This window comes from Pseudomonas sp. CF161 (assembly GCF_000416215.1).
Classification (GTDB): domain Bacteria; phylum Pseudomonadota; class Gammaproteobacteria; order Pseudomonadales; family Pseudomonadaceae; genus Aquipseudomonas.
In genome coordinates this window covers 137,922-160,313 of record NZ_ATLP01000107.1, presented here as the reverse complement: position 1 = coordinate 160,313, position 22,392 = coordinate 137,922, and the positions used below count along the sequence as shown (strand labels likewise).

Below are 22,392 nucleotides of genomic sequence, written 5' to 3'. Positions count from 1 at the left end.
GCCGATGGAGGCTCTCGACGTTTTGCTCAACCGTGTTTCCGTACCGCGCCTGCTCGACCCGGCGCCGGATGCCGCCCAGCGTGAAGCGCTGTTCGCCGCGGCGCTGCGTGCTCCGGATCATGGCCAATTGCGGCCGTGGCGGTTTCTGACGGTCGAAGGCGCGGCTCGCGAGCAGATGGGCGAGTTGCTGGCCGAAGCCGTGCAATTGCAGGGCGGCGAAGTGACTCAGGCGGCCCTGGACAAGGCCCGTGCCATGCCGTTGCGCGCGCCACTGGTGGTTGTGGTGGTGGCCCGCTTGCAGGAGCACTTCAAGGTGCCCAAGAGCGAGCAACTGCTGGCTGCCGGCTGCGCCGCCCACGGTATTTTGCTGGCGGCCTACGCCCAGGGCATCGGTGCCGTATGGCGTACCGGAGAGTTGTCCTATTCGGCCCACGTCGCCAAGGGCCTGGGCCTTGGGGAAGGCGAGGAGATCATTGCCTTCCTGTACCTGGGCACGCCGCAGAACGAACCGCGGGTGGCGCCCAAGGTCGACACGGCGGAGTTTGTCAGCGCCTGGTCGGGCCAGGACTGACTCAAGCCATTGGGTTTAATGCTGCTGATCGCTGAACGGGCCCCTGCCACTCCAGGCAGGGGCCCGTTGCATTCAGCACTAGGCCACCGCCCCCGGCTCCAGTGGCAACTCCAGGCTGGCAATAAAACCGCCCTCCGGGTGATTGGCCAGGATCAGGCTGCCGCCGTGGCGCTCCGCCGCGCGCCGCGCAATGGCCAAGCCCAGCCCATGACCCGCCGCCGTTTGCCCGGGGGCGCGGTAAAACGGCTCGCCCAGTTGCCCCAGGTGTTCGGCGTCCACCCCGGGGCCATGATCGCGCACGCTGAGCACGATCTTTTCGCCCTGGCGCAACGCCAACACTTCGATCGATTGGCCATCCGGGTTGAACCGCTGGGCATTGCGCAGCAGGTTGTCCATGGCGCGCTCGATCATGGTCGGCCAGCCTTTGAGCTGCAGGTTGGGTTCGGCTTCGATGCGCACGCTTTGCTCGGGGCAGGCCAGTTGGGCGTCTTTCTGCAGGTTGCCGAGCAAGGCGTTGAGGTCCACTTCTTCAGCACTGGCGTTGTCGGCGTCGACCCGCGCCAGGACCAGGATTTCGCTGATCAGGGCTTCCAGGCGGTCGCATTCCCGAGTCAATCGCGGCCACAGCCGTTCGCGCTCCGCAGGCTCGGCGCGTTCGGCCAGGGCCAGGGCGATGCGCAGCCGGGCCAGGGGCGAGCGCAGTTCATGGGAGACATCCCGCAGCAACTGGCGCTGGCTGCCGATCAGGCTTTGCAGGCGCGAACCCATGCGGTTGAAGTCGTTGGCCAGTACGCCGAACTCGTCACGCCTGGCAGCCAGCCGGGCCAGGCTGTTCTGCTGGTAGGTGGCCTGGCCCAGGTCATGCACCGCGACCCGCAGGCGGCTCAGGGGGCGGGTGATGGACAGGGTCACCAGCAGGCTGAACAACGTCAGCACCACCAGGGCGATGGCCAGGGCGCTCAAGGGCCACATCAGGCTGTCGCGGTGCCAGGCGTCGAGCTCTGGGTGCGGAATACGGTAAATCAGCAGGTAGGTGTCGCCGGTCTTGGGGCTGGTGTATTCGTCGGTCAGGCGGCGCCACGGCAAATGCCTATCATCGCTGTTCTGACGCGCCTCGAAGGCCGCGGCACGCTTGGGGAAGGTGCCGCGTACCACCGGATCACCGCTGTCATTGAGAACCTGCACGTCGATATGGTACTGGCGCTTGCGTTGCTGGAGGATCTCCTGGGCGGCATCCTCGCCCTGGGCCTCGTAGCTTTGCGTCCACTCCTGGGCCAGGGTATTGAGGCCCGGATGACGGCTGAGAATCCAGGCGTCCTGATTCAACATGTGCCCAAGCAGGATCGACAGCCCTGCAACCAGGGCGATGGCCAGCCAGAAGCTGGCCAGGATGCGCCAGAACAATGAACGCACAGGAAATCCTCAAACAGGAAAAGCCCAGTGGGGGGGCCACTGGGCTGGGGGAAACGCTAACGCATTATTGCGCTTTTTGCGGTTGCTGCGCTTTCCAGGCCTTGAACTCGGCCCATTCGGCGCGACGCTCGGCCTGTTTCTTCTGGATCGCGTCGAACTCTTTCTGCTGATCCGGCTTGAGCACTGCCCGGATGTCCGCTTCGGTTTTCTGTTTCTTGGCGGCGATCTCGTCTTTCATAGCTTTCTGATCGGCTGGCGACAGTTTCTCCAGGTACTTCTCGACCAGTTGCTTGCGTTCGTGCATCTGCTCACCCATCAGCTTGCCAATCTGCTGGCGCTGTTCACGGCTCAGATCCAGTTGGCTGAAAGGGCCTTTGCCGCGCATGTGCTCGCTGTGGCGTGGGCCGTCCATCGGCCCCATCGGGCCTGCGCCTTCAGGCATGGCCATGGCCACGGTTGGCAGGGCAGCGGCGAACATCAGAGCGATAAGGGTCTTGCGCATGGTGTGTCTCCTTGTCTCATTCCCGGTCAGTTCCGGATGAGTTCAGGTTACGCAGATCAAGGTCAGCGGCAGTCAGCGAAGGGTAAAGCTTGGGTAAAGACGAAAATCCCCGAACCTGACAATTCTCCATCGGGGATGAACGCCTGTAGCCGCTGCCGGTAGGCTCGGGCCGCGTTCGGACGCTGCCTTCATGGGCGCCCGGAGGGAGACGGTAGTGGGTGGGGCGGGCCTATCGGCAGCGGCTACAGGGTGTGCGCCACGGCGCCCGGCAGCGCACGGTCTTACAGGCTGTAGTAGTAGCCGCGGCTGCGCAGGGCCACGATCCGCGGGCGGCCGTCGGGGTAGGGGCCGATCTTTTTACGCAGGTTGCTGACGTGCATGTCCAGGCTGCGGTCGTACAGGGTCAGCTTGCGGCCCAGGGCGATCTGCGCCAGTTCCTGTTTATCCAGCGGTTCGCCGGGCTGCTTGAGCAGGGCTTCGAGCAGGCGGCTTTCGGAGACGGTGAGGGTGATGTCCTGCTGATCGATGCTGACCACGCCGCGGATCGGGCTGAAGCACAGGTCGCCCAGCTCCATCTGGCTCGACACCGCGGCCGGATGGCTGCGACGCAACACGGCGCGCAGGCGGGCGGTGAGCTCGCGCGGGTCGCACGGTTTGGCCAGATAGTCGTCGGCGCCCAGTTCCAGGCCGAGGATGCGATCCAGCGGCTCGCCGCGAGCCGACAGCATCAGCACCGGCAGGTCAGGGTGATCGTTGCGCAGTTGCTTGAGCAACTCCAGGCCGCTGCCGTCGGGCAGCATCACGTCCAGCACCACGGCAGCCGGTGCACTGTCGGCCAGGGCGCGGCGGGCACTCTGGCCATCATGGCAGGCCCGTACCTGGAAACCTTCCTGGCTCAGCCAGCTGGTCAGGAGCTCGCACAGCTCCTGGTCGTCATCAATCAGTAACAGGTCGCTCATTCATCACTCAATTTAGCCATTGTCGACGCTTTCGATGCCCACCACTGGCGAAGATACCGCAGAGCAGGGCCAATAGCGCCACTCCTGCGCCTGTCACGAACCATTGCTGCTGATCGGTCAGCAGGCGGGGTACCGGGCTGGCCTGGGCTTCCTTGAGTTGCAGCTTGAGGCGCTGGTTCTCCTGGCGCAAGCGGGCGAGCTGGGCACTTTCGCGTTCGGCATCGGCATTTTGCAGTTGTTTGCTCAACTCATCACGCAGCCGCTCGCTTTCTTTCAAGCGTTGCTGCAACTCGGTGATCTGGCTGCCGGCACTCAGGGACAGAGGCGTGGAACGGCCCGAGTCCTGGGTTTCTTCGGCATGGGCAACGGCCCCGATCGATAACATGACCAACAGCAGACACAACGGACCTTGGCGCATCGGAACTCCTGATTCCAATCGAGTGTTGGGCAGGTTGTCGGCCGTTAAACGAGAATAATGAGCGATTGAGAACGCGATGAACCGACAAGGTTCATCGCGTGGAGGAGGATTTACGGCAGGACTTGCTTGAACGGCTTGACCGAGACACTGGCGTAGACGCCTGCCGCGATGTACGGGTCGGCATCGGCCCAGGCCTGGGCGGCGCTCAACGAATCGAATTGAGCGACGATCAGGCTGCCGCTGAAACCGGCGGCACCCGGGTCATTGCTGTCGACGGCCGGGTGCGGCCCGGCCAGGACCACGCGGCCTTCAGCCTTGAGCTGCTGCAGCCGTTCCAGATGCGCCGGGCGGGCGGCCAGGCGGTTTTCCAGGGAGTTGGCGACGTCTGTGGCAATGATTGCGTAAAGCATGTCAGTCCTCGGTTTTCGGCGTGGTGGGTTCGGTGTCATGCATATGGCGCGACAGGTAGATGCCTTGGGCAACCAGGAACAGCAGGGTCATGCCCAGGCTGCCGAACACCTTGAAATCGACCCAGATGCTCTGGAAGGTGAAGGCGACGAACAGGTTGGCGGCGCCGCAGAACAGGAAAAACCCGATCCAGGCGATGTTCAGTCGGGTCCAGACCGGGTCCGGCAGGGTCAGCGCGTGGCCCATGATGCGCTTGATCAGCAGGCGGTCACCGATGAAATGGCTGCCGATAAAGGCCAGCGCGAACAGCCAGTTGACCACCGGGGCTTTCCACTTGAGGAAGGTTTCACTGTGGAAAGCCAGGGTCAGGCTGCCGAAGACCAGGCAGGCGACCAGGGTCAGCCATTGGCTTTTTTCCAGTTTGCGCTGGGAGATGAACAAGGCTCCGTAGACCACCAGGGAGCTGATAATCAGCATCGCCGTGGCGCTGTAGATGCCGCCCAGGGTCACTTGCTGACCGGCAATGTCGACCACGCGGGGATCGATTTTGTAGACGATGAAAAACAGGAACAGCGGGATGAAGTCGATGAATTGTTTCACAGTGGCAGCCAGAAGCAGGATGTGGCGGCATAATAACAAACATCCATGGTAGCGAAAGCGCCAGCTGACTTGAGGTTGAACAGTCCCGTGAATGTTGATTTGCACTGCCACAGCACGGCCTCCGACGGCGCTCTTGCGCCTGCGGTACTGGTTGCGCGTGCGTTTGAAAAAGGCGTGCGAGTCCTGGCCCTGACCGACCACGACACCCTGGAAGGGCTTGATGAGGCCCGTCGCGCGGCGGTTGAGCTGGGCATGCAACTGGTCAACGGTGTTGAATTGTCTTGCACCTGGGGCGGCGCGACCATCCATGTCCTGGGTTACGGTTTTGACGTCAACGCCCCCGCGCTGGTCGAGGCCATCGCCAAATTGCACGATGGGCGCTGGCTGCGGTCAGAAGAAATAAGCCGCAAGCTCGCGCTCAAAGGCATGCCGGACGCCCTGGAAGGGGCCCGGGCCATTCAGCAGGAGTTGGGCGACAGCGGCAATGCCCCGGCGCGGCCGCACTTTGCCGACTACCTGGTGCGTGCCGGCTACGTCAAAGACCGCGCCGAAGCATTTCGCAAGTGGCTGGGGGCCGGCAAGCTGGGGGACGTCAAGCAGCATTGGCCGACCCTGGAAGACACCGTCGGCACCCTGCGTGCAGCGGGTGCCTGGGTCAGCCTGGCGCACCCCTGGCATTACGATTTCACCCGCAGCAAGCGTCGGCGCCTGATTGCCGACTATATTCAAGCGGGCGGCCACGCTATCGAAGTGGTCAATGGCCATCAGCCTGCGGAACAAGTGGGCAGCCTGGCGATTCTTGCGCGTGAGTTCGGTCTGCTGGTCAGTGCCGGCAGTGATTTCCATGGTCCTGGAGGCTGGTCCGAAATAGGCGAGTACCGCCCGGTTCCGGAGGATCTGCCGCCGCTTTGGTGTCGATTCAAACATGACCCAATTATTGCCGCCTGAACAGGTAGAGACAGTGAGTCAATTTTTCCAGATACATCCGGAGAACCCCCAACCGCGCCTGATCAAACAGGCGGTTGAAATCATCCGTGCCGGCGGGGTGGTGATCTACCCCACCGATTCGTCGTATGCCGTCGGTTGCCAGATGGGCGACAAGGGCGCCATCGAGCGGGTGCGACGCTTGCGTCAATTGGACGATAAGCACAACTTCGCGCTGATCTGCAGCGACCTGTCGCAATTGGGCCTGTTCGCCAAGATCGATACCGGCACGTTCCGCCTGCTCAAGGCCTATGTGCCGGGGCCTTACACCTTCATTCTCAACGCCACCCGCGAAGTACCGCGCCTGCTGCTGCACCCCAAGCGGCGCACCATCGGCCTGCGGGTGCCGCGCAACCCGATTGCCCTGGCCTTGCTGGCCGAGCTCGGCGAGCCGCTGATGAGCGTCAGTCTGATCATGCCCGGCGAAAGCGAGGCGTTGAACGATCCCTATGAAATGCGCCAGTTGCTCGAGCATCAGGTGGACCTGATCATCGATGGCGGTTTCGGCAGCACCGAATCGTCGACGGTGATCAACCTGGCCGATGGCGAGCCGGAAGTGATCCGCATCGGTTGCGGCGACCCTGCGCCGTTCATGGCCGAGGCCTAGATGTCCGCAGTACAAACCGTCGACGACCAGGCAGGCGCCCAGCAAGAACTGCCCTTCGCCATGGTCTATGGCCAGGCGGTGCTGGAAATGCCCCTGGACCTGTATATCCCGCCGGACGCCCTGGAGGTCTTTCTCGAGGCTTTCGAGGGGCCGCTGGACCTGCTGCTGTACCTGATCCGTAAACAGAACATCAACATCCTCGATATCCCGGTGGCGGAAATTACTCGCCAGTACATGGGGTATGTCGAGTTGATGCAGTCGGTGCGCCTGGAGCTGGCCGCCGAGTACCTGGTGATGGCGGCCATGCTGGCCGAGATCAAGTCGCGGATGCTGCTGCCGCGCTCCGCCGAGATCGAAGAGGAAGAAGACGATCCGCGCGCCGAGCTGATCCGTCGCCTGCAGGAGTACGAGCGCTTCAAGGCTGCCGCCGAAGGCATCGATAACCTGAGCCGGGTCGGCCGTGACGTGGTCGTGCCCAAGCTGGACGCCCCCGAGGCCCGTGCCCGCAAGCTGCTGCCGGACGTGAGCCTGGAAGAGTTGCTGATGTCCATGGCCGAGGTGCTGCGCCGGGGTGACATGTTCGAGAGCCACCAGGTCAGCCGCGAAGCGCTGTCGACCCGCGAGCGCATGAGTGATGTGCTGGAGCGGCTCAAGGGCGGCGGTTTTGTGCCCTTCGTCGAGCTGTTCACCGCCGAGGAGGGGCGCCTGGGGGTCGTGGTGACCTTTATGGCGATCCTCGAACTGGTCAAGGAATCCCTGGTCGAGCTGGTGCAGAATGAGCCCTTTGCGGCGATCCATGTGCGGGCGCGAGCCGAATAACGAGCTGAAACAATGAATCTGACTGAACCCCGCGAGCTGGCGCCGCTGCTTGAAGCCTTTCTGTTGGCCTCGGGAAAGCCCCAATCCCTGGATCGCCTGTTCGAACTCTTCGAGGAGGGTGAGCGGCCGGAGCCGGCCGTGTTCAAAAAGGCGCTGACGCTGCTGGCCAAGTCCTGCGACGGCCGGGCCTTCGAACTCAAGGAAGTGGCCTCCGGTTATCGGTTGCAGATCCGCGAGAAATTCAGCCCCTGGGTCGGGCGTCTGTGGGAAGAGCGCCCGCAGCGGTACTCGCGGGCCATGCTCGAAACCATGGCGCTGATCGCCTACCGCCAGCCGATTACCCGGGGCGAAATCGAGGACGTGCGTGGGGTTGCAGTCAACAGCCATATCGTCAAGACCCTGCTTGAACGTGAGTGGATCCGGGTCGTCGGCTACCGTGATGTACCGGGCAAACCGGCGATGTTTGCCACCACCAAGGTGTTTCTCGACCACTTCAACCTGAAAAACCTCGACGACCTGCCCCCCCTGGCGGAGTTGCGCGAGATGGAAGTCGAGCCGGTGCTCGAGTTCGACGACGCTCCGGTGCCCGAGAACCTGCAGGCCCTGGCCGATGCCAGTGCCGAGCCGGAGGAGCCCAAGGAAGAAACCAGCTTCCACACCTTGCTGCTGGAGCTGGATTCGATGGAGGAGGGGATCAAGACCGACTTCGATGATTTGCTGCGCGATGGCGCGCCGGATTCCTCCGAGTCCAGCGTCGAGAGCGGGCTCGCGCCTGACCCCGATATCCCGGCGGAGGTGGCTGTTGAAATGGCCGTCGAGGTGGAGGCGGTGCTTGAGGTCGAACCTGACGCCACCCCGGAAGTCGAAACCGATGACGACGTGCTGGGCGTGGCAGAGGCCCGCGCCAGGTTGCTGGCCGCCGTGGCTGCCCTGGAGCCCCCGGCACCCAGCCTGAGTGATGAAGAAGCCGAGGCCCTGGCCTTGGCCGAAGCCATCGAGAATGAAAGGCGCTCGCTGGAAGACTGATCCTTGTCCTGGGTCGGGCTGCCGGCCATCGCGAATACTGGAGAAGGCCCATGAGCTCCACCAAAGACCCCTGCATCAGTGTCTGCAAGTTCAGCGACGATATCTGCATCGGGTGTGGGCGCAGCAAGCGCGAGATCAAGGCCTGGAAGAAGCTCGACAAGGTCGACAAGCGCGGCGTGCTGGCCGAAGCCGAGTTGCGCCTGTTGGCCCTGGGCGCCACCGGTCGGCGGAAAAAGTAGCCCCTCGCGACATATCAACTAGTCTGTGATGCGCAACCGGCGCCATGAGCGTATGATTCGCGACCCTTTGGCGATCCCTTCGCCACAAGACCTGTTTTTACACGTTTCAGGCCACTCACCGCCTGAATCGACACACCGGGAGGTGCCCAGATGAGTGACAACGACCAGAAAGACAGCCAGGAAATCGGCCCAGCAGGCGAAAAACTGCAGAAAGTCCTCGCCCGTATCGGCGTCGGCTCGCGCCGCGACGTAGAGTCCTGGATCAGCCAGGGCCGGATCAAGGTCAATGGCAAAGACGCCACCCTTGGCCTGCGCGTCGACCTGCATGACGCCATCTCCATCGATGGCAAGGTGATCAAGCGCGAAGAGGCCGCCGAATCGGTGCGCCGCGTGATCATGTACAACAAACCCGACGGCGAGATCTGCACCCGTGACGACCCTGAGGGCCGTCCAACCGTGTTCGACAAGCTGCCACGCCCGAAAGAGGGCCGCTGGATCAACATCGGTCGCCTGGACATCAACACCACGGGCTTGCTGATGTTCACCACCGACGGTGAGTTGGCCAACCGTCTGATGCACCCTTCCTACGAGATGGACCGTGAATACGCGGTGCGTGTGCGTGGCGAAGTCGACGACGAGATGATCGAACGCCTGAAAGCCGGTGTTGTGCTCGAAGACGGCCCGGCCAAGTTCACCGACATCAAGCAGGCGCCAGGGGGTGAAGGTTTCAACCACTGGTACCACTGCGTGGTGATGGAAGGCCGTAACCGTGAAGTGCGTCGTCTGTGGGAATCCCAGGGCCTGGTGGTCAGCCGCCTGAAGCGCGTGCGTTTCGGTCCGGTGTTCCTCAATTCCGACCTGCCGATGGGCCGCTGGCGTGAAATGACTCAGTACGAGGTGGATATCCTCAGTGCCGAGGTTGGTCTGACGCCGGTGGCAATGCCGCAGTTGAACGCCAAGAGCAAGGACAAGCTGGAACGCATGCAGCGTAAATCCTCGCGCCCGGTGGGCAAGAGCGAGCGCGTGCGCACCCTGCGTCCTGCTGCTGGTGCTCCAGCCGCAGGCGGCGCCCGTCCCGCGCGTGAGCCGCACATCGAAGGCGAGCGCCCAGGGCGCAAGCCGGCAGCGCGTCAGGATGGCGAGCGCGGACCACGCACTCCACGTCCGGCGGCCGGTCGTGGTGAGTCGGGTCGCGGCACGCCCGTGGCTGACCGTCCAAGCGACACCAAGCGTCCGGCCAAGCCGGCGCCGAAGTCCAAGCGTCCGGGCATTGTCCTGGTCGACCGCGATGCGCCCTCGGGCAAGCGTCGGGGCGCACCTGCCGGTTCCGGCCAGCGTCCGGGCTTTGGTCGTCGCAAGCCGGAGTGAGGCAGGCCTAAGCCGCAAGCCTCAACGCTGCATGTGAAAAACGCCAACCTCAGGGTTGGCGTTTTTTTTTGCCTGGGCAGAGCACAGGGGCGCTGATGTCGCAGTGTCTGGCAGCAGGGGATCAGGGGTGTACAATGCGCGGCGTTTTAACTGTGACCCAACTGCGTATCCGCGCATTTTGCGTCTGATCCACTGGTGCCGACGCGGTTCGGGGGCTTGTCCTCCGCCGCCTGGCTACCAGCTCGACGAGCAATACATTCAGGGCTATCCGCCTTGTTCATTCCGCCGCGTCACAAGCGTGGCGGGTTCGATTTCGTCACAGATAAAAACAAACAGGTGACGTATGACCGTTAAACAAACGCTGAACTCCTGGTGCCTGCGCTGGGGTTTGATCTGCGCTGCTTAGCCAACGCCTTCAGCAACGCCTATCGAACATCATCAAACCTTGCGTGAGACCTTTTCAATGAGTGAACAGAACTCGCATTCAGGCGAGCTGAAACGCGGCCTGAAAAATCGACATATTCAACTGATCGCCCTGGGTGGCGCGATCGGTACCGGCTTGTTCCTCGGATCGGCCGGCGTGCTCAAATCCGCCGGCCCGTCGATGATCCTCGGCTACGCCATCTGCGGCTTTATCGCCTTCATGATCATGCGCCAGTTGGGCGAGATGATCGTCGAGGAGCCGGTTGCCGGCTCTTTCAGCCACTTCGCCCATAAATACTGGGGCGGCTTTGCCGGCTTCCTGTCGGGTTGGAACTGCTGGATCCTGTACATCCTGGTGGGCATGTCGGAGCTGACCGCGGTCGGCAAGTACGTGCACTACTGGTGGCCGCACGTGCCGACCTGGGCTTCGGCTGCGGTGTTCTTCGTGCTGATCAACGCGATCAACCTGGCCAACGTCAAAGTCTTCGGCGAGGCCGAGTTCTGGTTCGCCATTATCAAAGTGGTGGCGATTGTCGGCATGATCGCCCTGGGCAGCTACCTGCTGGTCAGCGGCCACGGCGGCCCGCAAGCCTCGGTGAGCAACCTGTGGGAACACGGCGGCTTTTTCCCCAATGGCGTCAGCGGCCTGGTCATGGCCATGGCGATCATCATGTTCTCCTTCGGCGGCCTGGAGATGCTCGGTTTCACCGCAGCTGAAGCCGACAAACCGAAGACCGTGATCCCCAAGGCGATCAATCAGGTGATCTACCGCATCCTGATTTTCTACATCGGCGCCCTGGTGGTGCTGCTGTCCCTGACCCCCTGGGACAGCCTGCTGGTGAGCCTCAACGCTTCCGGCGATGCCTACAGTGGCAGCCCGTTCGTCCAGGTGTTCTCGATGCTGGGCAGCAATACGGCGGCGCACATCCTCAACTTCGTGGTCCTGACCGCGGCCTTGTCGGTGTACAACAGCGGCACCTACTGCAACAGCCGCATGTTGCTGGGCATGGCCGAACAGGGCGATGCGCCCAAGGCCCTGGCCAAGATCGACAAGCGCGGCGTTCCGGTGCGCTCGATTCTGGCCTCGGCCCTGGTGACTTTCGTGGCCGTGGTGCTCAACTACCTGATTCCGCAGCACGCGCTGGAGCTGTTGATGTCGCTGGTGGTCGCGACCCTGGTGATCAACTGGGCGATGATCAGCTACTCGCACTTCAAGTTCCGCCAGCACATGAACCGCACCGGGCAGACCTCGCTGTTCAAGGCGCTGTGGTACCCCTATGGCAACTTTGTCTGCCTGGCGTTCGTGGCGTTTATCCTCGGCATCATGCTGCTGATTCCAGGGATCCAGATCTCGGTGTACGCGATTCCGGTGTGGCTGGTCTTTATGTGGGGCTGCTACCTGATCAAAGGCAAGCGCAGTGAGCAACCGGGTGTGCAAACCCTGAGTTCGTCGATCAAGTAAGCCCTTGAATGACTCCGAAAACCCGGCCCTGGCGCCGGGTTTTTCGTTTCTGGGGGTTGGCTTGCGGGCGCTCAGTGGTCTTGGCTGGCGTTTGCCGGCGAGCCTGCGGCGATACAAATGGGTATCCTGTGGGCCCTGAACGCGGATGGTTTTTCATGCTGGTGATTTCCAACAACGTGCATCTGCCGGATGCCGAGATCGAATTGACGGCGATTCGTGCCCAGGGCGCGGGCGGGCAGAACGTCAACAAGGTTTCCAGTGCCGTGCACCTGCGCTTTGATATTCCGGCTTCGTCCCTGCCGCCGTTCTACAAGGAGCGGCTGCTGGCGCTGCGCGACAGTCGCATCACCAGCGACGGCGTGATCGTGATCAAGGCCCAGCAGTACCGAACCCAGGAGCAGAACCGCGCCGATGCCCTGGAGCGCTTGACCGAGTTGATCCTCAGCGCGACCAAGGTGGAAAAGAAGCGCCGCCCGACCAAGCCGACCCTGGGCTCGAAAAAGCGCCGCCTGGAATCCAAGTCCAAGCGCAGCGACATCAAGGCCGGCCGCGGTCGGGTGGACTTCTAGCGGCCCGCGCGTTCCTGGCGGTACTTCGGCGCCTGACGGTACAGACAGACGCTGAGGATCAGGCCGCTGCAGGCGGCAATGGCGGCGAACAGAAAGATCGAGGCAAAACCGAAACCGGCGGCAATCGCCCCGGCCAGCGGCCCGGTGATGCCCAGGGACAGGTCGATGAACAGCGAGTAGGCACCCACCGCCGCCCCGCGACTGGAGGCCGGCACCAGGTTGACCGCCTCGACCCCCAGCGCCGGGAATACCAGGGAAAAGCCAAAGCCGCTCAGCGCCGCTCCGGCCAGGGCCCAGTGGGCATCGGGTGCTAGCCACAGCAGCAAGAGCCCCAGGGTTTCCACCGACAGGCAGGCAATCGCCACCCGAAAGCCCCCCAGGCGGTTGATCAGGTTGCCGAACAGCAGGCGCGCGCCGATAAAGCTGGCGCCGAACAGGCTCAGGCACAGCACCGCGTTCGACCAGTGCTGCGTGGCGTAATACAGCGTGATAAAGGTGGCGATGGTGCCAAAGCCGATCGAGCCCAGGGCCAGGCCGCAGCCGTGGGGCAATACCCGGCCCAGCACATGCATGAACGGCAGGCGTTCGCCGGCCACGATCGGCGCCGCGACTTTCGGCCAGGCCAGGGCCAGGCCGAGCAGGGCCAGGAGAATGATGCTGACCCCCATGCTCCACAAGCCCAGCTGACTCACCAGAAACACGCCGAACGGCGCACCGATGGCCAGGGCGCCATAGCTGGCAATGCCGTTCCAGGAAATGACCTTGGCCGTGTTCTGCGCACCGACCCGACCGATGCCCCAGCCAATGGCGCCGGAACCCACCAGGCTCTCCGCGCTGCCCAGCACCAGGCGACCCACCAGCAGGCAGGCCAGGCTCAGGCCCGGCAGAGTGTGCAGCCAGGCCGAAAGCAGCATGAACACGCCGCTCAGGCCGCAGCCGGCCAGGCCGACCATCACTGCGCGCTTGCTGCCGAGGTTGTCGATCATGCGTCCGGCATAGGGCCGGCTGAGGAGGGTGGCCAGGTACTGCACGCTGATCACCAGCCCGGCGATCACGGCGCCAAACCCCAAATCGCTGTGCACGTAACCGGGCAACACGGCCAGGGGGATGCCGATGTTGAGGTAACCGATAAAGGTGAAAAGGACGATGGAAACGACTTGCAGCGTGACCTCCATGGGTCGCTGGGTATCTGGCATGGGTAAAGGTCCACTGGCACGGCAGGATAGATAGGCTGCTTATGATACCGATGCTTGCAGGGATGCAGGGGGAGAAATCGACGTGGCGCAGCGATGTTTCTAAGGCCGGGGCGGCATCAGCGTGTTGCTGGGGCCAGCAATTGAGTGGTCACCAGGGCCGCGAGGGCGTTTTCCTGGGTGCCAAAGCGCGCCAGCAGGGCGGCCTGTTTTTCCGGGGAGAGGCGGTTCCAGATATCGATCATCTTCTCGGCGGTGCCGAGCAGCACGCTGGCCTGGGTGTCGCTGGAGGAGTCGGTCATGGTTTGGGGCTCGCGGGGCAGGGGATTCAGGCTGTGTGGAAAGCGCATCAGTTTGCGCTTTCCACACGGTCTGGGCAGTGCTCTTTAGTCTTTGCTGTCGGCCTTGCGGCTTTCGGCTTCTTTCACTTCAGGTTTTTGCGCACTGGCTTGTTGCGGGGTTGTCTGCTCAGTTTCGTGCAGGCTTGGGAAGGGGAGATTAGGAATCTCATGCATGTTCGTTGCTCCTCGCAAGGTCTGTTTTTTAAATCGCTGGGTAGATCCGCGCTTTTAAAAAGCTTGGGCAGGATACAGCAGTGCAAATGACAAAAAGATGTTTATTGCGCCTCTGGAGATGAAAGGGATTTCACCAAGGCTCGATTTCGGCATGGGGCGGGGGCTGTCGGCGGCCCCTGGAAAAGGTCATTCCGCCCGTACCTGCCGGGATCGGGCAGGCACTGGCGGATGACGAGGATCAGGCCTTGCAGACCTGAGCGATGGCGTCGGCCAGCAGGTCGAGACGGGTGGCGTCGATGCCGGCGACGTTGGCCCGGCCGGAGCTGACCATGTACACGCTGTGGTGGTCGCGCAGTTCCTTGACCTGGGCTGGCGACAGCCCGGTGTAGGAAAACATCCCGCGCTGCACACCGATATGGGCAAAGCGCTCGGCCAGCCCGTGGGGTTGCAGGGCTTCGACCAGCCCGGCACGCAATTGGGCGATGCGTTGGCGCATGGCTTCCACTTCGTCGGCCCACAGGCTTTTCAGCTCGGGGTCGCCGAGGATGGTCGCCACCACCGCCGCGCCGTGATCCGGTGGGGTGGACCACAGGTTGCGCGCGATATGGGCCAGCTGGCTGCGGATGTCCGTGAGTTTTTCCGCGTTGCTGGCGCAGACGATCAGCGCGCCGGTGCGGTCGGAGTACAGGCCGAAGTTCTTCGAGCAGGAACTGGTAATCAGCAGTTCCGGCAGCTCGGAGGCCATCAGCCGTACCGCCCAGGCATCCTGTTCCAGGCCATCGCCAAAGCCCTGGTAGGCGAAGTCGATCAGTGGCAGTAGCTCGCGAGCGCGCACCACTTCCAGCACCCGGCGCCAGTCGTCATGGGACAGGTCAAAGCCGGTCGGGTTGTGGCAGCAGGCATGCAGCAGCACCACGTCGCCCTTGGGGGCCTGTTTCAGGGTGGCGAGCATCGCCTCCACGTCCAGGCGGTTGTCACTGCCGACGTAGGGGTAATGGCTGACCTTGAGCCCGGCGGTGGCGTAGATGGTTTCGTGGATCGGCCAGGTCGGGTTGCTCAGCCAGATGCCGCGGCCGGGCAGGCATTGGGCGATAAAGTCGGCCGATAACCGCAGGGCGCCCGTGCCGCCCGGGGTCTGGGTAACACCAGCGCGTTGCTCGGCGATCAACTTGGAATCGGCGCCCAGCACCAGTTCATTCACCAGCTTGCCGAAGGCCGCGTTGCCGTGGCCGCCGATGTAGGTCTTGGTGGTCTGGCGCTCCACCAGGCGTTGCTCGGCCAGTTTCACCGACTGCGGGATTGGCGTCAGGCCCTGGGAGTCCTTGTAGACCCCCACGCCGAGGTCGAACTTGCGCGGGTTGCTGTCCGAGGCGTAGGCCTCCATCAGGCCGAGAATCGGGTCGCCGGGTACGCGGCCGATGGCGTCGAAGTGCATTACTTGCGTCCTTCTGCGGTCTGGGCCACTTGGTCGGTGCGTGCGGCCATGATGAAGTCGTTGCGGTGCAGGCCCTTGATGGAGTGGCTCCACCAGGTCACGGTGACTTTGCCCCACTCGGTGAGCAAGCCTGGGTGATGACCTTCGGCTTCGGAAATTTCACCCATGGCGTTGGTGAAGGCCAGGGCAAATTTGAAGTTTTTGAACAGGAAGACTTTTTCCAGCTGCATCACGCCGTTGCGTACTTCGATGTTCCAGTCGGGGATCTGCTTGATCAGTACCGGCAGTTCTTCGTCGCTGACTTGGGGGGCATCGGCACGGCAGGCTTCGCAATGGGCTTGGTTCAGAGCGGTCATGGTGTATTCCTGAAAACGATTCTTGTTGGAAATTACTATCTTTCGCGGCACGTCGCGAGTGTGATCTGCTCAGGCCGCCTTGGGCTTGGGCGTGAACTTGGGTGGATGCAGGCCCAACTGCATGCCCTGGTGGACCATGGCCATGATGTCTTCATGGGCCAGGTCGAACAGGCGCTCAAGGCTTGGCAGGACGAAATACAAGGGCTGCAGGATATCGATGCGATAAGGCGTGCGCATCGCTTCCAGGGGATTGAAGGCCTGGTGCTCGGGCTCGTCGGAGAGGCTGTAGACGGTTTCCTTGGGCGAAGAAAGAATCCCGCCGCCATAGATGCGTTTGCCGTGCGGGGTGTCGACCAGGCCGAACTCGATGGTCATCCAGTACAGGCGCGCCAGGTATACCCGTTCTTCCTTGGTCGCCTGCAGGCCGAGCTTGCCGTAGGTGTGGGTGAATTCGGCGAACCAGGGGTTGGTCAGCAATGGGCAGTGGCCAAAGATCTCGTGGAAGATATCCGGCTCTTGCAGGTAGTCCAGTTCTTCGCGGGTGCGAATGAATGTGGCGACGGGAAACTGCTTGCTGGCGAGCAGTTCAAAAAAGGTCTGGAAGGGGATCAGTGCCGGAACCCGGGCCACCTGCCAGCCGGTGGTTTCACCGAGCACCTTGTTGATTTCGCCCAACTGCGGGATGCGGTCGTGGGGCAGGCCGAGCTTTTCGATGCCGTCCAGGTATTCCTGGCACGCGCGACCTTCAAGCACTTTGAGTTGGCGGGTGATCAGGGTGTTCCACACCGCATGTTCTTCGGCCGGGTAGTCGATAAAACCGTGCGCGTCGGGCTCGCGGGCCACGTACTGCGTCTGCTTCATGCTGCTCTCCTGCAAGGGGCTGCGTTCTTGTTATGTATGACGCTAGAGATACTCCAAGGTGCCGCAGCCTGCAGCAGGTCGCCGGCGCCGTGCAGGCGCTTTTTAATCCATAATCGTAAAGTATTCGTTACGAATTTCCCTGGGTGGCGTAATCATGGCGGTTTTGTGAGTTGATAACGGCGATCACTGTCACATAATCTTTACGTCTATTTGCGCCAGGCCTGAAAAAAGTCGGCGCTGCCGGCCGCTGTTTTTGGCGCTCATGCCTCTCTTTACCTGTTTCGGGTCTTTTATATGCGGATCAAAGTCCACTGCCAGAATCGCATCGGCATCCTGCGCGACATTCTCAACCTGTTGGTGGAGTACGGGATCAACGTGGCCCGGGGCGAGGTGGGCGGGGAGCACGGCAATGCGATCTACCTGCACTGCCCGAACCTGATCAACCTGCAGTTCCAGGCCTTGCGCCCCAAGTTCGAGTCCATTACCGGGGTGTTCGGGGTCAAGCGGGTGGGGCTGATGCCCAGCGAGCGTCGGCATATGGAGCTCAACGCCCTGCTCGGTGCCCTGGAGTTCCCGGTGCTGTCGATTGATATGGGCGGTTCGATCGTGGCCGCCAACCGCGCGGCGGCGCAGTTGCTCGGGGTGCGGGTGGACGAGGTGCCGGGGATCCCGCTGTCGCGTTACGCCGAGGATTTTGATTTGCCGGAGCTGGTGCGGGCCAGCAAGTCGCGAATCAACGGCCTGCGGGTCAAGGTCAAGGGCGATGTGTTCCTGGCGGATATCGCGCCCCTGCAATCGGAGCATGACGACAGCGAGGCGCTGGCGGGCGCGGTCCTGACCCTGCACCGCGCGGATCGGGTCGGTGAGCGCATCTATAACGTGCGCAAGCAGGAGTTGCGTGGCTTCGACAGTATTTTCCAGAGTTCCAAGGTCATGGCGGCAGTGGTGCGTGAGGCGCGGCGCATGGCGCCGCTGGATGCGCCACTGTTGATCGAAGGCGAGACCGGCACCGGCAAGGAGTTGTTGGCCCGCGCCTGCCATCTGGCCAGCCCCCGTGGGCAGTCGCCGCTGATGGCGCTCAATTGCGCCGGCTTGCCGGAGTCGATGGCCGAGACCGAGCTGTTCGGTTACGGCCCGGGTGCGTTTGAGGGCGCGCGGGCTGAAGGCAAGCTCGGGCTGCTGGAGCTGACCGCTGGCGGCACGCTGTTTCTGGATGGGGTCGGGGAGATGAGCCCGCGGCTGCAGGTCAAGCTGTTGCGCTTTTTGCAGGATGGCTGCTTCCGCCGGGTAGGCAGTGATGAGGAGGTGTACCTGGATGTGCGGGTGATCTGTGCGACCCAGGTCGACCTTTCCGAGCTTTGCGCGCGTGGCGAGTTTCGCCAGGACCTTTACCACCGGCTCAATGTGTTGTCCCTGCACATCCCGCCATTGCGCGAATGCCTCGACGGCCTGGCACCGCTGGTGGAGCACTTTCTTGATCAGGCCAGCCGGCAGATCGGCTGCCCGCTGCCGACCCTGGCCCCGCCCGCCCTGGAGCGGCTCAGCCACTACCATTGGCCGGGCAATGTGCGGCAGTTGGAAAACGTGTTGTTCCAGGCGGTTTCGTTATGCGACGGGGCGTTGGTCAAAGCCGAGCATATTCGCTTGCCGGACTATGGCGTGCGTCAGCCGCTTGGCGATTTCTCCCTGGAGGGCAGCCTGGAGGATATCGTTGGGCGCTTTGAAAAGGCGGTGCTTGAGCGCCTGTATGCCGAGCATCCGAGCAGCCGCCTGCTGGGCAAGCGCCTGGGGGTTTCCCACACCACCATTGCCAATAAATTGCGCGATCATCAGCTCGGCAAAAACCCTGTCGACGTGTAGTTGCTGTCGATAGGTCTGGGCCGAGGTCGGACGGGTGCTGAAGTGATGCCTGAAGAAGCGGGTCGTTGCGGATGGCCAGCGCAGCCTCGTGCCTCGGCAGCGGCTACAGGTTTAGCGGTGGGTGTCGTAATACCTTGGGTTCGATTGTGTATCCAGGCCGTTACTTGCCGTTAGCGGCATAAGACCGCCGTTTTTCCGTCTCTCGCCGCGCTCCGAATTTCCTCCCAAACCCGCCAAAGCCTTGCTCCGCCTGGGGATTCATCGCTCTAAAACAAGTTGGTGCGCTTATTGCTTATGGCTCATCAGTACAGCGGTGGGCGGCAAACGTCCGGCAGACAGAGGAAAGACTGTGGACAAGTACCTTTACGTGGCAATGACCGGCGCCAGCCAGAATGCTCTGGCGCAAAAGGCTCATGCCAACAATCTGGCGAACATCTCCACCAACGGTTTTCAGCGCGACCTGGAGCAGGCGCGTTCGATGCCGGTGTTCGGTGACAGCTTTCCGGCGCGCGCCTTTGCCATGTCGGAACGTCCTGGCACCGACTTCACGCCTGGCTCCCTGGTGGAAACCGGTCGCGAGCTGGATGTGGCCGTCAGCGGCAAGGGTTGGATTGCCGTGCAGAACCCCGATGGGGGTGAAAGCTACGTGCGCACCGGCAGCCTGAATGTTGACGCCCTGGGTGTGTTGCGGGCGGGCAACGGCATGGCCGTGATGGGCAATGGCGGTCCGATCGCCGTGCCGCCCGAGCAGAAGATCGAAATCGGCCAGGACGGCACCATCAGCATCCGCGCCATGGGCGAAGGCCCGCGAGTGATGGCTGAAGTCGACCGCATCAAGCTGGTCAACCCGGATTTGAAAAGCATGACCAAGGGCCTCGACGGTTCGATCCAGACCAAGGACGGCCAGGCCGCACCGGCTGATGCCAATGTGCAGTTGGTGTCGGGTTTCCTGGAGTCGAGCAACGTCAATGCCGTTGAAGAAATGACCGCGGTCCTGGCTTTGTCCAAGCAGTTTGAATTGCACATCAAGATGATGAGCACCGCGAAAGAAGACGACCAGGCCATGGCTCGGGTCTTGCAGATCAGCTAATCACCAGTACGTAGCGCCGTAAAACAGGCGCACGAGGAGAATCGAATGCTTCCGGCTCTATGGGTTGCCAAAACCGGTCTGTCCGCCCAGGACACCAACCTGACCGTTATTTCCAACAACCTGGCGAACGTCTCGACCACGGGTTTCAAACGTGATCGCGCCGAGTTCCAGGACCTGCTGTATCAGATCAAGCGTCAGCCTGGTTCGCAGTCTACCCAGGACAGCGAGCTGCCATCGGGCCTGCAAGTCGGTACCGGTGTGCGCATCGTCGGCACCCAGAAGAACTTCACTGCCGGCAGCCTGCAGACCACCGAGCAGCCGCTCGACCTGGCGGTCAACGGTCGTGGTTTCTTCCAGATCCTGCAGCCGGATGGCACCACGTCCTACACCCGTGACGGGACCTTTCACCTGGACTCCAATGGCCAGATCGTCACCGCCAACGGCTTCACCCTGGAGCCTGCGGTTGTGGTTCCCAACGATGCCCAGACCTTCACCGTAGGTCAGGACGGCACTGTTTCCATCACCGTGGCCGGCAACCCGGCTTCGCAAGTGATCGGCAACCTGCAAACCGCCGACTTCATCAACCCGGCCGGTCTGCAAGCCGTGGGCAACAACCTGTTCCTGGAAACCGCCGCCAGCGGCGCGCCGCAGATCGGTACTCCGGGCCTCAACGGTTTCGGCACCACGCTGCAGAACACCCTGGAAACCTCCAACGTCAGCACCGTTGAAGAGATGGTCAACATGATCACCACTCAACGTGCCTACGAGATGAACTCCAAGGTGATTTCCACCGCCGACCAGATGCTCTCGTTCGTAACGCAGAATCTGTAATCAAGTCTTCGAGGCGGCCTTGAACGGCGCGCCTGCAACACCGTGAGGTAGGGTCATGAATCGGTTTGTGTGTGTTCTAACGCTGAGTGGGATCACTGTGCTCGCGGGCTGTGTCAGCCCGCCGCCCAAACCCAATGACCCGTACTACGCGCCGGTGTTGCCGCGCACGCCGCTGCCTTCGGCCGCCAATAACGGCTCGATCTACCAGGCCGGCTTCGAGCAGAACCTTTATGGCGACCGCAAGGCGTTCCGGGTCGGTGACATCATCACCATCACCCTCAACGAGCGGACCCAGGCCAGCAAAGGCGCCAACTCGGCGCTGACCAAGACCAGCAACAACAGCATCGGCCTGAGTTCGTTGTTCGGCGCCGTGCCCAATACCAACAACCCGCTGGGCGATGGCGACCTGACCCTGAATGCCGGATACAGCGGCAACCGCGCCACCAAGGGCGACAGCAAGGCCGCCCAGAGCAACAGCCTGACCGGTTCGATCACGGTCACCGTGGCCGACGTGCTGCCCAACGGCATCATCGCCGTGCGCGGCGAGAAGTGGATGACCCTCAATACCGGCGATGAGCTGGTACGGATTGCCGGGCTGGTGCGGGCTGACGATATCGCCACCGACAACACCGTGTCTTCGACCCGGGTCGCCGATGCGCGCATTACCTATTCGGGCACCGGTTCGTTTGCCGATGCGAACCAGCCGGGCTGGTTCGACCGTTTCTTCTTAAGCCCGCTGTTCCCTTTCTAGGTGATGAAAAATCAAATGCTGAATTTCAAGCACCTGATGGCGGCCGTGTTGTTGCTGTCCACCTCCCTTGGCGTACAGGCCGAGCGGTTGAAGGACATCGCCAGTATTTCCGGCGTGCGTTCCAACCAATTGATCGGCTACGGCCTGGTGGTCGGGCTTAATGGTACGGGTGACCAGACCACCCAGACGCCGTTCACCCTGCAGACCTTCAACAACATGCTGTCGCAGTTCGGCATCAAGGTGCCCGCCGGTTCCGGCAACGTGCAGTTGAAAAACGTCGCCGCGGTGTCGATCAGTGCCGACCTGCCGGCGTTCGCCAAGCCGGGGCAGGTGGTGGATATCACCGTGTCCTCCATTGGTAACTCCAAGAGCCTGCGTGGCGGCACCTTGCTGCTGACGCCGCTCAAGGGTATCGACGGCAACGTCTACGCCATCGCCCAGGGCAACCTGGTGGTGGGCGGTTTTGACGCCGAGGGGCGCGACGGTTCGAAGATCACCGTCAACGTTCCGTCGGCCGGTCGCATCCCGGGCGGGGCCTCGGTCGAGCGTGCGGTGCCGAGCGGTTTCAACCAGGGCAACAGCCTGACCTTGAACCTCAACCGCTCCGACTTCACCACCGCCAAGCGCATCGTCGACAAGATCAATGACATGCTCGGCCCTGGCGTGGCCCAGGCCATCGATGGCGGTTCGATCCGGGTGACCGCGCCGCTTGATCCAAGCCAGCGCGTGGACTACCTGTCGATTCTCGAGAACCTGGAAGTCGATCCGGGGCAGGCGGTGGCCAAGGTCATCATCAACTCCCGCACCGGCACCATCGTGATCGGCCAGAACGTCAAGGTTTCGCCGGCCGCCGTGACCCACGGCAGCCTCACCGTGACCATCACCGAAGACCCGATCGTCAGCCAGCCGGGCCCGCTGTCCAATGGGCAGACGGCCGTCGTGCCGCGCTCGCGGGTCAACGCCCAGCAAGAAGCCAAGCCGATGTTCAAATTCGGCCCGGGCACCACCCTGGACGAAATCGTGCGGGCGGTGAATCAGGTCGGCGCAGCGCCGGGTGACTTGATGGCGATCCTTGAAGCGTTGAAACAGGCCGGCGCCTTACAAGCCGACCTGATTGTGATTTGAGGTAGGC

Annotated in this window: 26 protein-coding genes; 14 read left to right on the top strand and 12 right to left on the bottom strand. The window is 62.6% G+C overall.

From position 1 onward, the window contains the following. Positions 1-4: 4 nt before the first annotated feature. Positions 5-571, top strand: coding sequence for a nitroreductase family protein (locus tag CF161_RS24615; protein WP_020299338.1), 567 nt, complete (start codon positions 5-7; stop codon positions 569-571). A 78-nt stretch (positions 572-649) separates the two neighbouring features. Here the strand turns inward: CF161_RS24615 and CF161_RS24610 are convergent, their stop codons facing one another. The 6 genes from CF161_RS24610 to CF161_RS24585 all read right to left on the bottom strand — a co-directional run bounded on the left by CF161_RS24610 (position 650) and on the right by CF161_RS24585 (position 4,871). After that, positions 650-1,984, bottom strand: coding sequence for a HAMP domain-containing sensor histidine kinase (locus CF161_RS24610; RefSeq protein ID WP_020299337.1), 1,335 nt, complete (start codon positions 1,982-1,984; stop codon positions 650-652). A gap of 64 nt (positions 1,985-2,048) precedes the next feature. Further along, on the bottom strand, positions 2,049-2,486 hold the full coding sequence (locus CF161_RS24605; RefSeq protein WP_020299336.1) for a hypothetical protein: 438 nt from the start codon (positions 2,484-2,486) through the stop codon (positions 2,049-2,051). Between the two features lie 281 nt (positions 2,487-2,767). After that, the gene (locus CF161_RS24600; RefSeq protein ID WP_020299335.1) at positions 2,768-3,445 is read right to left on the bottom strand and encodes a response regulator transcription factor; all 678 of its coding nucleotides are present in this window, start codon (positions 3,443-3,445) and stop codon (positions 2,768-2,770) included. Between the two features lie 7 nt (positions 3,446-3,452). Continuing rightward, entirely contained in the window at positions 3,453-3,863 is a 411-nt protein-coding gene (locus CF161_RS24595) for a hypothetical protein (RefSeq protein WP_020299334.1), read from the bottom strand. Between the two features lie 110 nt (positions 3,864-3,973). Beyond that, positions 3,974-4,273: a YciI family protein gene (locus tag CF161_RS24590; protein ID WP_020299333.1), complete on the bottom strand. Its 300-nt coding sequence runs from the start codon at positions 4,271-4,273 to the stop codon at positions 3,974-3,976. A 1-nt stretch (position 4,274) separates the two neighbouring features. Continuing rightward, positions 4,275-4,871 (bottom strand): septation protein A, encoded by a 597-nt coding sequence (locus CF161_RS24585; RefSeq protein WP_020299332.1) that lies wholly within the window; start codon positions 4,869-4,871, stop codon positions 4,275-4,277. Positions 4,872-4,958: 87 nt separating this feature from the next. Between CF161_RS24585 and CF161_RS24580 the strand changes: the two genes are divergently transcribed. From CF161_RS24580 to arfB, 8 genes are all read left to right on the top strand, one after another. Further along, positions 4,959-5,819 (top strand): PHP domain-containing protein, encoded by an 861-nt coding sequence (locus CF161_RS24580; RefSeq protein WP_020299331.1) that lies wholly within the window; start codon positions 4,959-4,961, stop codon positions 5,817-5,819. A gap of 13 nt (positions 5,820-5,832) precedes the next feature. After that, on the top strand, positions 5,833-6,462 hold the full coding sequence (locus CF161_RS24575) for an L-threonylcarbamoyladenylate synthase (protein ID WP_020299330.1): 630 nt from the start codon (positions 5,833-5,835) through the stop codon (positions 6,460-6,462). 120 nt (positions 6,463-6,582) lie between these two features. Continuing rightward, on the top strand, positions 6,583-7,281 hold the full coding sequence (locus CF161_RS24570) for a ScpA family protein (protein ID WP_177326802.1): 699 nt from the start codon (positions 6,583-6,585) through the stop codon (positions 7,279-7,281). A 12-nt stretch (positions 7,282-7,293) separates the two neighbouring features. After that, a complete protein-coding gene (gene scpB, locus CF161_RS24565) occupies positions 7,294-8,307 on the top strand; it encodes an SMC-Scp complex subunit ScpB (protein WP_020299328.1) in 1,014 nt (337 codons plus the stop codon). 50 nt (positions 8,308-8,357) lie between these two features. Beyond that, complete coding sequence (locus CF161_RS24560; RefSeq protein WP_020299327.1) at positions 8,358-8,546, top strand: DUF1289 domain-containing protein; 189 nt, start codon at positions 8,358-8,360, stop codon at positions 8,544-8,546. A 150-nt stretch (positions 8,547-8,696) separates the two neighbouring features. Further along, a complete protein-coding gene (gene rluB / locus CF161_RS24555; RefSeq protein ID WP_020299326.1) occupies positions 8,697-9,914 on the top strand; it encodes a 23S rRNA pseudouridine(2605) synthase RluB in 1,218 nt (405 codons plus the stop codon). A 463-nt stretch (positions 9,915-10,377) separates the two neighbouring features. Further along, positions 10,378-11,799: an amino acid permease gene (locus CF161_RS24550; protein WP_020299325.1), complete on the top strand. Its 1,422-nt coding sequence runs from the start codon at positions 10,378-10,380 to the stop codon at positions 11,797-11,799. Positions 11,800-11,954: 155 nt separating this feature from the next. Beyond that, a complete protein-coding gene (arfB, locus tag CF161_RS24545) occupies positions 11,955-12,368 on the top strand; it encodes an alternative ribosome rescue aminoacyl-tRNA hydrolase ArfB (RefSeq protein ID WP_020299324.1) in 414 nt (137 codons plus the stop codon). On the opposite strand, the gene CF161_RS24540 is transcribed toward arfB, so the two are convergent. From CF161_RS24540 to phhA, 6 genes are all read right to left on the bottom strand, one after another. Continuing rightward, positions 12,365-13,564: an MFS transporter gene (locus CF161_RS24540; RefSeq protein WP_043230291.1), complete on the bottom strand. Its 1,200-nt coding sequence runs from the start codon at positions 13,562-13,564 to the stop codon at positions 12,365-12,367. The two genes, arfB and CF161_RS24540, sit on opposite strands and share 4 nt — an antisense overlap. A 116-nt stretch (positions 13,565-13,680) precedes the next feature. After that, positions 13,681-13,863 (bottom strand): hypothetical protein, encoded by a 183-nt coding sequence (locus CF161_RS24535; RefSeq protein ID WP_043230307.1) that lies wholly within the window; start codon positions 13,861-13,863, stop codon positions 13,681-13,683. An 84-nt stretch (positions 13,864-13,947) separates the two neighbouring features. Continuing rightward, the gene (locus tag CF161_RS33485; protein WP_020299321.1) at positions 13,948-14,076 is read right to left on the bottom strand and encodes a hypothetical protein; all 129 of its coding nucleotides are present in this window, start codon (positions 14,074-14,076) and stop codon (positions 13,948-13,950) included. A gap of 238 nt (positions 14,077-14,314) precedes the next feature. Then, complete coding sequence (locus CF161_RS24530) at positions 14,315-15,511, bottom strand: amino acid aminotransferase (RefSeq protein ID WP_020299320.1); 1,197 nt, start codon at positions 15,509-15,511, stop codon at positions 14,315-14,317. Further along, the gene (locus tag CF161_RS24525; protein ID WP_020299319.1) at positions 15,511-15,867 is read right to left on the bottom strand and encodes a 4a-hydroxytetrahydrobiopterin dehydratase; all 357 of its coding nucleotides are present in this window, start codon (positions 15,865-15,867) and stop codon (positions 15,511-15,513) included. The genes CF161_RS24530 and CF161_RS24525 overlap by 1 nt, the downstream gene beginning before the upstream one ends. A gap of 69 nt (positions 15,868-15,936) precedes the next feature. After that, the gene (gene phhA, locus CF161_RS24520) at positions 15,937-16,728 is read right to left on the bottom strand and encodes a phenylalanine 4-monooxygenase (protein ID WP_020299318.1); all 792 of its coding nucleotides are present in this window, start codon (positions 16,726-16,728) and stop codon (positions 15,937-15,939) included. Between the two features lie 294 nt (positions 16,729-17,022). Here phhA and CF161_RS24515 point away from each other — a divergent pair, with 294 nt between their 5' ends. From CF161_RS24515 to CF161_RS24495, 5 genes are all read left to right on the top strand, one after another. Further along, positions 17,023-18,588 (top strand): sigma-54-dependent phenylalanine hydroxylase transcriptional regulator PhhR, encoded by a 1,566-nt coding sequence (locus CF161_RS24515; RefSeq protein WP_020299317.1) that lies wholly within the window; start codon positions 17,023-17,025, stop codon positions 18,586-18,588. A 349-nt stretch (positions 18,589-18,937) separates the two neighbouring features. Next, positions 18,938-19,678 (top strand): flagellar basal body rod protein FlgF, encoded by a 741-nt coding sequence (locus CF161_RS24510; protein ID WP_020299316.1) that lies wholly within the window; start codon positions 18,938-18,940, stop codon positions 19,676-19,678. Positions 19,679-19,723: 45 nt separating this feature from the next. Further along, entirely contained in the window at positions 19,724-20,509 is a 786-nt protein-coding gene (gene flgG, locus CF161_RS24505; protein WP_020299315.1) for a flagellar basal-body rod protein FlgG, read from the top strand. Positions 20,510-20,564: 55 nt separating this feature from the next. Then, positions 20,565-21,260: a flagellar basal body L-ring protein FlgH gene (gene flgH, locus CF161_RS24500; RefSeq protein ID WP_020299314.1), complete on the top strand. Its 696-nt coding sequence runs from the start codon at positions 20,565-20,567 to the stop codon at positions 21,258-21,260. Between the two features lie 15 nt (positions 21,261-21,275). Beyond that, a complete protein-coding gene (locus tag CF161_RS24495) occupies positions 21,276-22,385 on the top strand; it encodes a flagellar basal body P-ring protein FlgI (protein WP_020299313.1) in 1,110 nt (369 codons plus the stop codon). Positions 22,386-22,392: the final 7 nt, after the last annotated feature.